The 13,032-nt window shown below is 60.6% G+C and carries 13 protein-coding genes; 10 read left to right on the top strand and 3 right to left on the bottom strand.

Features of this window, described 5'->3' with window-relative positions:
* The first annotated feature begins 40 nt into the window (after positions 1 to 40).
* The 3 genes from JQR87_RS18130 to JQR87_RS18120 all read left to right on the top strand — a co-directional run bounded on the left by JQR87_RS18130 (position 41) and on the right by JQR87_RS18120 (position 2,817).
* On the top strand, positions 41 to 1,741 hold the full coding sequence (locus tag JQR87_RS18130) for an OPT family oligopeptide transporter (RefSeq protein ID WP_407294518.1): 1,701 nt from the start codon (positions 41 to 43) through the stop codon (positions 1,739 to 1,741).
* A 201-nt stretch (positions 1,742 to 1,942) separates the two neighbouring features.
* Positions 1,943 to 2,335 carry a hypothetical protein gene (locus tag JQR87_RS18125; protein ID WP_407294519.1) on the top strand — a complete coding sequence of 131 codons (393 nt, stop codon included), beginning with the start codon at positions 1,943 to 1,945 and terminating at the stop codon, positions 2,333 to 2,335.
* A gap of 152 nt (positions 2,336 to 2,487) precedes the next feature.
* Entirely contained in the window at positions 2,488 to 2,817 is a 330-nt protein-coding gene (locus JQR87_RS18120; protein ID WP_407294521.1) for a hypothetical protein, read from the top strand.
* 475 nt (positions 2,818 to 3,292) lie between these two features.
* On the opposite strand, the gene serA is transcribed toward JQR87_RS18120, so the two are convergent.
* On the bottom strand, positions 3,293 to 4,522 hold the full coding sequence (serA, locus tag JQR87_RS18115; RefSeq protein ID WP_407294522.1) for a phosphoglycerate dehydrogenase: 1,230 nt from the start codon (positions 4,520 to 4,522) through the stop codon (positions 3,293 to 3,295).
* Between the two features lie 198 nt (positions 4,523 to 4,720).
* Here serA and JQR87_RS18110 point away from each other — a divergent pair, with 198 nt between their 5' ends.
* The 4 genes from JQR87_RS18110 (at position 4,721) to JQR87_RS18095 (ending at position 8,828) form a co-directional block, all read left to right on the top strand.
* The gene (locus JQR87_RS18110) at positions 4,721 to 6,115 is read left to right on the top strand and encodes an FAD-binding oxidoreductase (protein ID WP_407297638.1); all 1,395 of its coding nucleotides are present in this window, start codon (positions 4,721 to 4,723) and stop codon (positions 6,113 to 6,115) included.
* A gap of 16 nt (positions 6,116 to 6,131) precedes the next feature.
* Positions 6,132 to 6,797 (top strand): fumarylacetoacetate hydrolase family protein, encoded by a 666-nt coding sequence (locus tag JQR87_RS18105; protein ID WP_407294524.1) that lies wholly within the window; start codon positions 6,132 to 6,134, stop codon positions 6,795 to 6,797.
* Between the two features lie 104 nt (positions 6,798 to 6,901).
* A complete protein-coding gene (locus JQR87_RS18100) occupies positions 6,902 to 7,861 on the top strand; it encodes an SdiA-regulated domain-containing protein (RefSeq protein ID WP_407294526.1) in 960 nt (319 codons plus the stop codon).
* Between the two features lie 58 nt (positions 7,862 to 7,919).
* Positions 7,920 to 8,828 carry an SdiA-regulated domain-containing protein gene (locus JQR87_RS18095; protein ID WP_407294527.1) on the top strand — a complete coding sequence of 303 codons (909 nt, stop codon included), beginning with the start codon at positions 7,920 to 7,922 and terminating at the stop codon, positions 8,826 to 8,828.
* A 36-nt stretch (positions 8,829 to 8,864) separates the two neighbouring features.
* Here JQR87_RS18095 and rpiA read toward each other — a convergent pair whose 3' ends face one another.
* Positions 8,865 to 9,536 carry a ribose-5-phosphate isomerase RpiA gene (rpiA, locus tag JQR87_RS18090; RefSeq protein ID WP_407294529.1) on the bottom strand — a complete coding sequence of 224 codons (672 nt, stop codon included), beginning with the start codon at positions 9,534 to 9,536 and terminating at the stop codon, positions 8,865 to 8,867.
* A 173-nt stretch (positions 9,537 to 9,709) separates the two neighbouring features.
* Here rpiA and ilvA point away from each other — a divergent pair, with 173 nt between their 5' ends.
* Both ilvA and JQR87_RS18080 read left to right on the top strand, forming a co-directional pair.
* Complete coding sequence (gene ilvA, locus JQR87_RS18085; protein WP_407294531.1) at positions 9,710 to 11,224, top strand: threonine ammonia-lyase, biosynthetic; 1,515 nt, start codon at positions 9,710 to 9,712, stop codon at positions 11,222 to 11,224.
* Between the two features lie 20 nt (positions 11,225 to 11,244).
* Entirely contained in the window at positions 11,245 to 11,685 is a 441-nt protein-coding gene (locus tag JQR87_RS18080; RefSeq protein WP_407294533.1) for a DUF2269 family protein, read from the top strand.
* A 21-nt stretch (positions 11,686 to 11,706) separates the two neighbouring features.
* Here JQR87_RS18080 and JQR87_RS18075 read toward each other — a convergent pair whose 3' ends face one another.
* On the bottom strand, positions 11,707 to 12,360 hold the full coding sequence (locus JQR87_RS18075) for an HAD family hydrolase (protein WP_407294534.1): 654 nt from the start codon (positions 12,358 to 12,360) through the stop codon (positions 11,707 to 11,709).
* Between the two features lie 179 nt (positions 12,361 to 12,539).
* Between JQR87_RS18075 and JQR87_RS18070 the strand changes: the two genes are divergently transcribed.
* Positions 12,540 to 13,019, top strand: coding sequence for an RNA pyrophosphohydrolase (locus JQR87_RS18070; RefSeq protein WP_407294536.1), 480 nt, complete (start codon positions 12,540 to 12,542; stop codon positions 13,017 to 13,019).
* Positions 13,020 to 13,032: the final 13 nt, after the last annotated feature.

Genomic DNA, 13,032 nt, shown 5'->3' with positions numbered 1-13,032 from the left:
TGGACTAAGGTGAGTCAATCACCCGTTCGATGGAGCCGGCATGAGCGAACCCAATCGCGAACTGACGCTGCGCGCGTTACTGACCGGGCTGTTGCTGGGGGCGGTACTGACGCCTTCTAATATTTACTCGGGGCTCAAGATCGGATGGTCGTTCAATATGTCGATCATTGCGCTGCTGATCGGATTCGTCTTCTGGCAGGGATTGGCGCGCATGCTTGGCCGGCCTGCCTGGACGCTGCATGAGAGCAATATCAATCAGACCACGGCATCATCTGCCGCCTCGATCATTTCCAGTGGGTTGGTGGCGCCGATCCCGGCTTATACCCTGATTTCCGGTCAACAGTTCGACACATTGCCGCTGATGGCGTGGGTGTTCTCGGTCAGCTTTCTTGGTGTCTGGGTTGCCTGGTATCTGCGGCCCTCGCTGATTGTCGAGGCCCAGCTGCGTTTTCCCGAAGGCATGGCGACTCTTGCAACGATGCAGCAGATCTACAGCCACGGGGCCGAAGCGGCTCGGCGGCTGCTGGTGTTGGGCTCGGCTGCGCTGATGGCGGCCGTGGTTAAATTGGTGGACGGCCTGTTCTGGGCCTTGCCGCGCTGGGCTCCCAATGCACAATTGGAACGCCTGACCTTTACCCTCGAGCCCTCGCTGCTGCTGGTTGGATTCGGCGGGATCGTCGGCTTGCGGGTCGGTCTATCTTTACTGCTCGGTGCGCTGATCGCCTGGGGGGTGCTCGCGCCCTGGTTGGTGGCGCGGGGCCTCGTGACGCTGCCGGCGGACGCCAGCGGGCCGCAGTTTGCGCTTCTGATCGAGTGGTTACTCTGGCCCGGCGTCAGTCTGATGGTGTGCGCCACCTTGACCTCGCTTGGGCTGCGCTTTGTGCAGGCCCGGCGCGCCAGCACGTCGACCGATCGACGATGGGCCCGGCCTTCGGCGCTGCCGGCACTTGGCATGGCGCTGGCGGCGTTGCTGGTGATCACCTTGCAGATGACGCTGTTCGGCATTCATCCCCTGATGGCGGCGCTCTCTATCCCCCTGGCTCTGTTGCTGGCGATGGTGGCGGCACGGGTGGTCGGGGCAACTGGCATCCCTCCGATTGGTGCAATCGGCCAGCTTTCGCAGCTGAGCTTTAGCGCCATCGCGCCGGGGCAGGTGGCGATCAATCTGATGAGCGCCAATACCGCCGGTGGGGCGGCGGGCCAGTGCACCGATCTGTTGAACGACTTCAAGGTGGGCCACGCGATTCGGGCGGTGCCGTCCCGGCAGGTGGTTGCGCAATGCCTGGGCATCCTGGTCGGCAGCCTCGTTGGTGTGTTGGTCTACAAGCTGCTGATTCCCGATCCCCAGTCGATGCTGATTACCCCCGAATGGCCCGCACCTGCGGTCGCGACCTGGAAAGCCGTGGCGGAGACCTTGACATCGGGGCTGGGCTCGATCAGCCAGGACGTTCGCTGGGGCATGCTGGCGGGTGCGCTGGTGGGTGTGGTTCTGGGCGCGCTTGAGGGTATGGCGACCGCCTCACGATTGCGCTGGCTACCGGGCTCCGCGGCGCTGGGCCTGGCGTTCATCATTCCTGCCTCGATTTCCCTGATGATGGCTTTCGGCGCGCTGCTGGCCTGGCTTTTCAGCGCACGTTGGGGCGGCCTGGCCGAACGTTTCGTGATTGTTGCGGCAGCCGGGCTGGTGGCTGGTGAAAGCATGGCCGGTATCGGCATTTCGCTTTGGCAACTGCTTGGTTAAAGGTCAGTCAAGGTTTTAATACGCTCGCGGAGGTCGACGGACGGTTGCGTCGTCGCATGTTGACGAACGGCAATGGGGTCTGCATCGCCCGAGTCCCAAGGCTTGAGCCGATCCTGAAAGATTCTGTCATGTCAAGGGCTGAACTTTCTTTTTGCGGGCGCTGCCCGAACATGTGAACCCCTTGGAAACAGGAAAACGATCATGCAAACGACGAAAATCGCGGCGCTTACTCTGGCTGGTCTCATGTCCACCGCTGTATTTGCGGCGGGAACAACCGATAACGAGGCCATTCATGACAAGGGCCGCTACGACTCCAATAGCAGTTCAATGAACAGCGGTCAGCAGGGCGGAATGATGAATGATCGTGGTGTCGGTTCCATGGAGAACGACCGTCGAGACGGCACCATGATGGATGGTAGGACTACGGACGACACTGATCGCAATGGTATGTCGACTGGCCCAGGCGTCACTACTGGCTCCGGCCAGCAGGCAGGCCCAGGCACCGGCACTGGCACCGGCATAGGCAACACGACTGGTACCGGTAATAGCGCTACTGGCGCTGGTACTGGCGGCACCGGTGGCACTGGTAATTGATGTGCTCGCTGAGTTGTGCAGAGTCCCCGGCCTCGGCCGGGGCTTTGAGCGACATCTGGGGCTACTGGCGATACCGAAAGACTGTCACGTTATGAGCTGATTTTTGGCGCCAGGCGCCCGAACATGAGACCCCTTGAAGCAGGAGAGTGACCATGCAAACGACTAAACTTGCAGCGCTAACGCTGGCCGGCTTGATGTCTACAGGCGTCTTTGCTGCGGGCTCATCGGATAACGAGGCCATGCATGACAAAGGCCACGATTCCACTAGCAGCACCATGAAGAGCGGCACCCATGACGGCAAGATGGGTGGTTCTCATGACGACACCATGATGGATGGCAAGACCACCGACGATACTGACCGCAGGGGCCTGACCACGGGTGCAGCGACCTCTGTCGATGGTGAGCGAGCAGGTCCTGGGACCGAAACTGGCACTGCGGTGGGCAACACGACGGCTACCGGTAACAGCGCGACCGGCAATTGATGCAAATCCGGCTTGAAGGAGAGCCCCGGACCTTCTTCGGGGCTTTTTCTTGCGCAGCTTGAAGCGTGCCGCTGTTGCGGCTGATCGCGCCGGCTACTGTCTGGGAGAAGGTCATGGCTATACGCACTTTGTTATTCGTTTCGACCGTATTGGCCGCGTCGCTGGCGAGCGCTGCCGGAACCGGTTTGACTCAGCCGGAGAAAAGCCGCGAACACCCACTCGACACACGGGAGCCGCGCCAGGATGTGATCGAGAGCAGAGGTGACAGTCAGGGGAAGCCCAGGCCTCCCACGCTGGAGGCGCCGCCTGTAGTGTCGCCCGAAGAGCCTTCGCAACCGACTGGCTCAGAGAGCCGCCCTGGCGAGAACGGCCAGGAGCCTGCCTCAGCGAATTGACTGTCCCAGCTGTGCAACAAGCAGGGCAGAAACGAAAACGGGAGACCTGAGCCTCCCGTCTACCGGCGCCTACCTATTGCTTAGAACAGTACACGGCTGCGTATGGTGCCGTTGACCTGCAGAAGCTTTTCCTGGGCCAGATCGGAGTATTCCTTGTCTACGTCGATCACTACGTAACCAACCTCGTTATTGGTCTGCAGGAACTGACCGCAGATGTTGATGCCGTTGTCTGCGAATACCTTGTTGATCTCGCTCATCACGCCCGGAATGTTGCGGTGGATGTGCAGCAGGCGATGCTTGCCCGGGTGCGACGGCAGGGCGACTTCAGGGAAGTTGACCGAAGACACTGAGGTACCGTTGTCGCTGTACTTGACCAGCTTTTCAGCGACTTCCAGGCCGATGTTGGCTTGGGCTTCGGCAGTGGATCCACCGATGTGGGGGGTCAGGATAACGCGGTCCAGCCCACGTAGCGGGCTTTCGAACTCCTCGTCGTTGGATTTGGGCTCGACCGGGAACACGTCGATGGCTGCGCCGATCAGGTGCTCGTCCTTGATCGCAGCGGCCAGGTGATCGAGCTCGACCACGGTGCCACGCGCGGCGTTGATCAGGATGGCGCCTTTCTTCATGGCACGGATTTCCTTTTCGCCGATCATCCACTGAGTGGACGGCAGCTCAGGCACGTGCAGCGAAACGATGTCGCACATACCCAGCAGCTCATACAGCGAGCCGATCTGAGTGGCGTTGCCCAGAGGAAGCTTGGTCACGACGTCATAGAAGTAGACTTGCATGCCAAGGCTTTCAGCCAGTACCGACAGCTGGGTGCCGATGGAACCGTAGCCGATGATGCCCAGCTTCTTGCCCCGGATCTCGAAGGAGTTGGCCGCCGACTTGATCCAGCCGCCGCGATGACAGGAGGCGTTCTTTTCCGGAATACCGCGTAGCAACAGAATGGCTTCGGCCAGTACCAGCTCGGCCACCGAACGGGTGTTGGAGTAGGGCGCGTTGAAAACAGCGATGCCGCGTTCGCGGGCGGCATTGAGGTCGACCTGGTTGGTGCCGATGCAGAAACAGCCGACGGCGATCAGCTTGTGTGCGGCTTCGAACACTTCTTCGGTGAGCTGGGTGCGCGAACGGATGCCGATGAAATGGACGTCTGCAATCTTTTCCTTCAACTCCGCATCGGTCAGTGCGGTCTTGAGATACTCGATGTTGGAGTAGCCTGCGGCCTTGAGGGTGTCGACAGCGTTCTGGTGAACACCTTCGAGGAGAAGGAACTTGATCTTGCTCTTGTCGAGAGAGGTCTGGCTCATCTGCGTTAAAACCTTAAGGCCGAAGGAGAGGACAAAGTGTCCAGCGAAGGCTGGCCGACCCGGTATCACCAGTGTCGGGAGTCTGCCGAGGCACGTTTCAAAGGGGGGCGTATGCTAGCATACGGGCCCCTCGAAACACCCCCTGTCCTGAGCTGAAGCGTACTCAGGGTGACCATGAATCGAATGAGAGTTCCGATGATGACCGATCTTGTTCTGATCGATGAGCTGAAGTCCCTGGTAGAGCCTGGCAAGGTGCTGACCGATGCTGATTCCCTGAACACCTACGGCAAGGACTGGACCAAACACTACACTCCCGCGCCCACGGCCATCGTGTTTCCGAAGACGGTCGAACAGGTGCAGGCCATTGTGCGCTGGGCCAATGAGCGTAAGGTCGCGCTGGTGCCATCGGGTGGGCGCACCGGGCTTTCTGCCGCAGCTGTGGCGGCGAATGGTGAAGTCGTGGTTTCCTTCGACTACATGAATCAGATCCTCTCATTCGACGAGATGGATCGCACCGCGGTTTGTCAGCCGGGCGTGATTACCGCTCAGCTGCAGCAGTTCGCTGAGGACAAGGGGCTCTACTATCCAGTGGATTTTGCCTCGTCCGGTTCGAGCCAGATCGGCGGTAACATCGGGACCAATGCTGGCGGAATCAAGGTCATTCGCTATGGCATGACCCGTAACTGGGTGGCGGGTCTGAAGGTCGTCACCGGCAAGGGTGACCTGCTGGAGCTGAACAAGGACCTGGTCAAGAACGCCACCGGCTACGATCTGCGTCAACTGTTCATCGGCGCCGAGGGTACCCTGGGCTTTGTCGTCGAAGCGACCATGCGTCTGGAGCGTCAGCCCACCAATCTCACAGCAATGGTGCTGGGCACGCCGGATTTCGATTCGATCATGCCGGTGCTGCATGCGTTTCAGGACAAGCTGGACCTGACCGCCTTTGAATTCTTCTCCGACAAGTGCGTGGACAAGATCCTCGGTCGCGGCGACATCCCGGCGCCGTTCGAGACCCGTACACCCTTCTATGCGCTTCTCGAATTCGAAGCGACCACCGAGGAGCGCGCCGAGCAGGCCCTGGCGACCTTTGAACATTGCGTCAATGAAGGCTGGGTGGTCGACGGCGTGATGAGTCAGAGCGACCAGCAACTGCAGAATCTGTGGAAGCTGCGCGAGTACATCTCCGAGACGATCTCCCACTGGACGCCTTACAAGAACGACATTTCCGTCACTGTTTCCAAAGTGCCGGCGTTCCTCGCGGACATCGACGCCATCGTGACGAGCAACTACCCGGATTTCGAAGTGCTTTGGTATGGCCATATCGGTGACGGCAACCTGCATTTGAACATCCTCAAGCCCGAGGCGCTGTCCAAGGACGAGTTCTTCGACAAGTGCGCGGCTGTCAACAAGTGGGTGTTCGAGACGGTCGAAAGATATAACGGCTCCATTTCGGCTGAACACGGCGTTGGCATGACCAAGCGCGATTACCTGACCTATAGCCGCTCCGAAGCGGAAATCGGCTACATGAAGGCGATCAAGTCAGCATTCGATCCGAATGGCATCATGAACCCAGGCAAGATTTTCGCTGTTTGACAGACAGGAACTCTCCATGACCTATAAGCACCAGTACACCGACGGCGCGACGATTCATTTCCCGCTGGGCAAGGTGGTCTGCATTGGCCGCAACTACGCCGAGCACGCCAAGGAATTGAACAACCCGGTGCCCACCGAGCCGCTGCTGTTCATCAAGGCAGGTAGCTGCACGGTGCCGTTGGCTGGCGGTTTCAACATCCCGACCGACCGTGGCGCGGTGCATTACGAGGCGGAAATCGCCGTGCTGATCGGCAAGCCGTTGTCACGCAAGCCGAACGAAGAGGAAGTCCGTGATGCGATTTCCGGCTTCGCCCCGGCATTGGATCTGACCTTGCGCGACGTGCAGGCCAAGCTGAAAGAAAAGGGCCACCCGTGGGAAATTGCTAAAAGTTTCGATGGCGCCTGCGTGCTGGCGCCGTTCGTGCCCGGCGATGCGGTGCAGGACCTGACAGACATCGGCATTCGTCTGAGCATAAACGGGGAGGTGCGTCAGGACGGCAACAGCAACCAGATGCTCAACGCCATCCTGCCGCTGCTACAGCACATTGCCGGACACTTCAGCCTTCAGCCGGGCGACGTGGTACTGACCGGCACGCCGGTGGGCGTTGGTCCGCTGAGCCGGGGCGATCAGCTCGTGCTGGAGATGGTCGGCTTGTCGCGTTTCGAAAGCCGCGTGCTCTGATCCAGCCTGGGCCGGGTACGTTTCGACGTACCCGGCATCTTCGCAACTGTATCCCAGCCGTTGCGCTCATGTTGTAATCAACCCTCTTTCCTGGGTTTGATTCAATGCCTGATACCGCCACCCGATCCTCGCGGCTGCGCCTGGCTCTCTACGTTCTGCTGTTTCTGACAGTGGCTGCCACGTTGCTCATTGGCGTGCTGCTGCGCTGGGACGAACAGCTGAGGCTCTACTGGCAAGAGCAATCCGCCGACTCCGAGCACCGCGCCGCAAGCATCTGGCTGCCCGATTACGAGCTGGCGCTGCAGACGACACTGGTGGGCCTCGAAGAAGACGAGACCTCTGGTCTGACCTGGAATCCCGCGACCGGGACGCTGTTCACCGTCACTGGGCAAAACCCGCAGCTGATCGAATTCACCACTGGAGGCGTGGTTCTACGGCGTATAGCCCTGACCGGATTTTCCGATCCTGAGGCAGTCGAGGCGCTGGGTGACGGTCGTCTGGGCATTGTTGACGAGCGCCGCCGACTGGTCGCGGTGTTTCGCCCCGCGTTGGGTATCGAGCGTCTCGATCTTGATGATATGGCCACCTTCGACCTCGGGTTCGATGGCGCTGGCAACAAGGGGTTCGAAGGGCTTGCCTGGAACCCGCAGACCCAACGTATGTTGCTGGCAAAGGAGCGCGATCCGTACGGCCTGTTTGAACTGCCGTTCCCCGGTGAAGACGGCGCGGTCGGCGTGCTCGAGCCGCTGCCCTATCAATCGTTGCTGGTACGTGACATCTCGTCTGTGACCATCGACCCTCGCACCGGGCATACCCTGATGCTGTCCGACGAGTCGCGCCTCTTGGTCGAGCTTGACCGGTTGGGTCGCCCGCGGAGTTTTATCAGCTTGGTTGGGGGCCTGAACGGGCTTGTGGATGGCATCGATCAGGCCGAAGGCGTCGCAATGGATGCGATTGGCACTATCTACGTCGTTGGCGAGCCGAATCGCTTCTACGTATTCAGCCGTAAGGGTAGAGACCGTGATGACTGCGGTCATGACGTGGGTCCCGCTTTTAGCTGTTAAGGTTCGACTAAGCCTGGCAGCGCACAATCGCGGCCCTTCCTTCCTACAGAGTGGCACTATGCGTCGAGCTTTGAAATTACTGCTGGCCGGCTTCGTCGGCCTGGGATTGCTGCTGGGGATTGCGGCAGGCCAACATTATCAACTGTTCGAACGCGGCTGGTTTCACCTTTCGCAGTGGTATCAGGCGGGGGAGCGCCCGAATGCTTCGCTGGGGCTGCAGGATTATCACGCCGTGACACAGGCCAAGCCAGTCGCCGGCATTGCCGATGATCTCTCCGCGCTGACGTACGACCCTGACCGGCAGAGCCTGATGGCCGTGACCAACGGCAACCCTCAGCTGCTTGAACTCAGCCTCGATGGCGAACTGCTGCGCTCGATCACATTGACCGGTTTTGGCGATCCGGAAGCAATCGAATACATATCCCGCGGTGTGTATGTGATCAGCGACGAGCGCTTGCAACGGTTGCTCCGGGTCGAGATTGACGAGCAAACGAAATCAATCGATGCGGCCAACGTGCAGCAGTTCTCGTTAGGGATCGAGCAGAACGGCAACAAAGGTTTCGAGGGGCTCGCCTTCGATGGTGGGGCTGAGCGCCTGTTCGTGGCGAAGGAGCGCGACCCGGTGCGAATCTATGAAATCACCGGCTTTCCTTATGCCGACGACGGCCAACCGCTCGCCGTGCATGTGAGTGAAGACCGCGAGCGTGATGCGGACCTGTTCGTGCGGGACCTTTCCAGCCTTCAATACGACGAGCAGAGCGGCCATCTACTGGCGCTGTCGGACGAATCGCGGCTAGTGGTGGAGCTGGATACCGAAGGCAAGCCCATCAGCAGCCTGGCGTTGACTGCCGGTAAGCATGGGCTGGACCGGGACGTTCCGCAGGCCGAAGGCATCGCCATGGGGCCAGAGGGTACGCTGTACCTGGTCAGTGAGCCGAACCTTTTCTACGTGTTTCGCAAGCAATGACCCGCCGGCTCTTTTCGGCCGGCTGATCGCGGTGGCTTAGCGCTTGATCGTCTGCACGCCATCTTTGGTGCCCAGCAGCAGAATGTCGGCAGGACGCGCGGCGAACAAACCATTGGTAACCACGCCGACGATGTTGTTGATCTGCGCCTCGACGTCCGGGGCGAAGCCGATCATCAGGTTATGAACGTCCAGAATGACGTTGCCGTTGTCGGTCACGACGCCGTCGCGGTAAACCGGATCCCCGCCCAGTTTGACCAACTCACGCGCCACGTGGCTGCGCGCCATGGGGAGGACTTCAACCGGCAGCGGAAACCCGCCGAGAGCCTCGACCAGCTTGCTACCGTCGGCGATGCAGATAAAGGTCCGGGCGACGGCGGCGACGATCTTTTCCCGCGTCAGGGCGGCACCGCCACCCTTGATCAGTTCCAGATGGCTGTTGGTTTCATCTGCGCCGTCGACGTAGAACTCCAGTTCCGACACCGAATTGAGGTCATACACCGGAATACCGTGCCCTTTCAGCCGCTCGGCGGTGGCGTCCGAGCTGGCGACGGCGCCATCGAAGAAGCCCTTGTGCTTGGCCAGCAGGTCAATGAAGAAATTGGCCGTGGAGCCTGTGCCGACACCGACGATGCTGCGGTCGGTGAGCTGCGGGACGATGAGGTCGACGGCGGCCTGGGCGACAGCCTGCTTGAGTTGATCCTGAGTCATGGCGTTTGGGTCCGGGCGTAGGGAAACGAGGTGCGCAAGTATACCGGCGCGTTGCCAGTCGGGTCTTGTCCGCTGAGGCTGTACCGCTGTCTTGTGCGCCGATTGCCGGTGGTCGGCGGGTTTGCCGCGGGGTAGACTCGTCTGCCCCGCAATGCCCGCCAAGATAGCCCACGATGCTCGAACAGTACGTTAAGAAAATCCTCACCTCGCGCGTTTACGACGTTGCGGTAGAAACACCGTTGCAACCCGCTCGCCAGCTTTCCGAGCGGCTCGGCAACCAGATCCTGCTCAAGCGCGAGGATCTGCAGCCGGTGTTCTCGTTCAAGATTCGCGGTGCCTATAACAAGCTGGCGCAGCTGACACCTGAGGAGTTGGCGCGGGGCGTGGTCACGGCTTCGGCCGGCAACCATGCCCAGGGCCTGGCGCTGGCTGCACGCGAACTGGGCATCAAGGCGACCATCGTGATGCCGCGCACCACGCCGGAGTTAAAGGTGCAGGGCGTGCGTGCCCGTGGTGGCAAGGTCGTTCTGCAGGGCGATGCCTTTCCCGAGGCGCTGGCCTATTCGCTGAAGCTGGTGGAAGAAAAGGGTTACGTCTATATCCATCCCTACGATGATCCGCATGTGATCGCCGGGCAGGGCACCGTGGCGATGGAGATCCTTCGTCAGCATCAGGGCCAGCTCGATGCGGTCTTCGTGCCGGTGGGAGGCGGTGGTTTGATCGCGGGCGTGGCCGCATATATCAAATATCTGCGTCCGGACATCAAGGTCATTGGTGTCGAACCGGACGATTCAAACTGCCTTCAGCAGGCCATGGCCGTGGGCGAGCGGGTCGTGCTGCCCCAGGTCGGGCTGTTCGCTGACGGGGTCGCCGTGGCACAGATCGGCCAGCACACCTTTGACATCTGCAGGCACTACGTCGACGAAGTGATTACCGTCAGTACGGATGAGATCTGCGCGGCGATCAAGGACATCTACGACGATACCCGATCAATCACCGAACCCGCCGGTGCGCTGGCAGTGGCCGGGATCAAGCGTTATGTGGAGCGCGACGGTGACGAAAATCAGGTGCTGGTGGGCATCGATTCGGGCGCCAACGTGAATTTCGACCGCCTGCGCCATGTGGCTGAGCGCGCCGAGCTGGGGGAGAAGCGCGAGGCGATCATCGCGGTAACCATCCCTGAGGAGCCGGGCAGCTTCAAGGCATTCTGCGAGGCCATCGGCAAGCGCCAGATCACCGAGTTCAACTACCGTTATCATCAGGATCGTGAGGCACACATTTTCGTGGGTGTGCAAACGCATCCGGAGAATGATCCGCGAGCGGCGCTGGTGGAAGGGCTGCGAGCGAAGGGCTTTCCCGTCCTGGACCTGACCGATAATGAACTGGCCAAGCTGCATACCCGTCACATGGTCGGCGGCCATGCCTCGGCTGTCAGCGACGAGGTGGTCTATCGGTTCGAGTTCCCGGAACGTCCGGGCGCGCTGTTCAACTTCCTCAACAACCTCGGCGGTCGCTGGAACATTTCGATGTTCCATTACCGTAACCACGGTGCAGCGGACGGTCGGGTCGTCGCGGGCATGCAGGTGCCTGCTGAAGAGCGCCATTTGCTGCCCGCGGCGCTGGACAAGATCGGCTATCGCTACTGGGACGAAACGGACAATCCTGCCTACCAACTGTTTCTCGGCTGAACGCCGTACCGCGAGGGTCAATGGAACACTATCAGCTGTTGAACATCGTACACGCCGCCTTGGCGATTCTGATCACCCTTGGGTTGATTGCGCACATCGCGATGCTCTGGAAAGCCAAACGTCGTGCCGATCCTGCCGTGCTGCAAGCCAAGCTGCGGCGGACTCGGCTGATGTCGCTGCCGCTGCTTGCTGTGCTGGGATTGCTGCTGCCGGTCACAGGCTGGTGGTTGGCCCATCTGGCTGGGTTTCCGCTTGGCCAGCTGTGGCTGCTGGCGAGTTCGGTACTGTTCCTGATTCTGGTGCCGCTAACGCTGCTGCTCGGCGGTCGCTTGCGGGCCTGGCAAGCGCTGGGCAGCACTCCGGCGCCTGCGGCATTGCCACGCTTCGCGCTGGTTTATGCCGGTCTGATTCTGCTGATCCTGATCGTCATCATGGGGCTGATGGGCGCCAAGCCGGTCTGATCTCCGGATCGGCGCGGTCGTTCAGCGCAGGCTGATAATGCCCCAGCCGCGCTGTTCGGCAATGCTGCGAAGGGTCGGGTCCGGATCGACCGCAACCGGATGGGCGACCCGCTCGAGCAGCGGTAGATCGTTGCGCGAATCGCTATAGAAATAGCTGTCGTCCAGGCTCTGGTCGTTGTCCCGCAACCAGCGCTCGATGCGCGTGACCTTGCCTTCCTGGAAGCACGGAACGTCCGTCAGCCGGCCGGTGTAGCGCCCGTCCTGCATCTCGCATTCGGTGGCCAGCAGGGTGTCGACGCCCAGACGCTTGGCGATCGGTCCGGTGATGAAGCGATTGGTGGCGGTGATGATCACGACTCGGTCGCCTGCTTCGTGGTGCTGCCGCACCAGAGCCTCACCTTTCGTCAACACGATGGGCTCGATATGGTCGCGCATGAACTCAGCATGCCATTGCTGCAGCTGAGCCATATCGCTGCGCCCCAGCAGCTCCTGACAAAAATTCTGATACGCCCGTACATCCAGCTCGCCTGCCAGATAGTCCTGGTAGAACGCATCGTTGCGGGCGCGATAGGACTCGGTGTCGACGAGGCCGCGTTGGCAGAGAAATTCGCCCCAGGCATGGTCGCTGTCGCCTGCCAAAAGGGTGTTGTCGAGATCGAATAGGGCCAGGCGCACGCTGCATCCTCGGTGACTTATGATGAGTTGCGCAGCATAGCGGGATTAGCTGCGTTGCGGCACCTGTCGGCTTCTGTAGCAGGGCAGCGGCATGGGGATCAATGGCCGTTCAGCGCGCTTTCTGCTTGTTGTCTTTTTGTGGAACAATGCCGCGACATGCGTTTGCGAGGTTGTATGCCGTGATCGACTCCGATGGTTTTCGCCCCAATGTCGGCATCATCCTGACCAATGATGTCGGACAGGTGCTGTGGGCCCGGCGGATTAATCAGGATGCCTGGCAATTTCCGCAAGGCGGGATCAATCCGCGAGAAACGCCCGAAGAGGCACTCTTTCGCGAGCTTAACGAAGAGGTAGGCTTAGAAGAGCGGGACGTCAAAATCCTTGCGTGCACCCGTGGCTGGCTGCGCTATCGATTGCCGCAGCGCCTGGTGCGCACCCATAGTCAGCCGCTGTGTATCGGTCAGAAACAGAAGTGGTTTCTGCTGCGCCTGACCGGCGCAGAAGATCGCGTCCGCATGGACCTCACCGGCAAGCCTGAATTCGATGGATGGCGCTGGGTCAGTTACTGGTATCCGTTGGGCCAGGTGGTCACCTTCAAGCGCGAGGTTTACCGTCGCGCCTTAAAAGAACTTGCTCCGCGCCTCCTTGCGCGGGACTGACGGGAGAAAGCCC

This window comes from Stutzerimonas stutzeri (assembly GCF_051028275.1).
Lineage (GTDB): Bacteria > Pseudomonadota > Gammaproteobacteria > Pseudomonadales > Pseudomonadaceae > Stutzerimonas > Stutzerimonas stutzeri_AS.
The sequence above is the reverse complement of the archived record's forward strand: the minus strand, read 5'-3'. Positions and strand labels throughout refer to the sequence as shown.

Coding starts and splice junctions, on each gene's coding strand:
- JQR87_RS18125 (WP_407294519.1), top strand. CDS start 1,943: ATGCAAACGACGAAAATCGCGGCGCTTACTCTGGCTGGTCTCATGTCC.
- JQR87_RS18130 (WP_407294518.1), top strand. CDS start 41: ATGAGCGAACCCAATCGCGAACTGACGCTGCGCGCGTTACTGACCGGG.
- JQR87_RS18080 (WP_407294533.1), top strand. CDS start 11,245: ATGGAACACTATCAGCTGTTGAACATCGTACACGCCGCCTTGGCGATT.
- JQR87_RS18110 (WP_407297638.1), top strand. CDS start 4,721: ATGACCGATCTTGTTCTGATCGATGAGCTGAAGTCCCTGGTAGAGCCT.
- JQR87_RS18105 (WP_407294524.1), top strand. CDS start 6,132: ATGACCTATAAGCACCAGTACACCGACGGCGCGACGATTCATTTCCCG.
- ilvA (WP_407294531.1), top strand. CDS start 9,710: ATGCTCGAACAGTACGTTAAGAAAATCCTCACCTCGCGCGTTTACGAC.
- rpiA (WP_407294529.1), bottom strand. CDS start 9,536: ATGACTCAGGATCAACTCAAGCAGGCTGTCGCCCAGGCCGCCGTCGAC.
- JQR87_RS18100 (WP_407294526.1), top strand. CDS start 6,902: ATGCCTGATACCGCCACCCGATCCTCGCGGCTGCGCCTGGCTCTCTAC.
- JQR87_RS18120 (WP_407294521.1), top strand. CDS start 2,488: ATGCAAACGACTAAACTTGCAGCGCTAACGCTGGCCGGCTTGATGTCT.
- serA (WP_407294522.1), bottom strand. CDS start 4,522: ATGAGCCAGACCTCTCTCGACAAGAGCAAGATCAAGTTCCTTCTCCTC.
- JQR87_RS18095 (WP_407294527.1), top strand. CDS start 7,920: ATGCGTCGAGCTTTGAAATTACTGCTGGCCGGCTTCGTCGGCCTGGGA.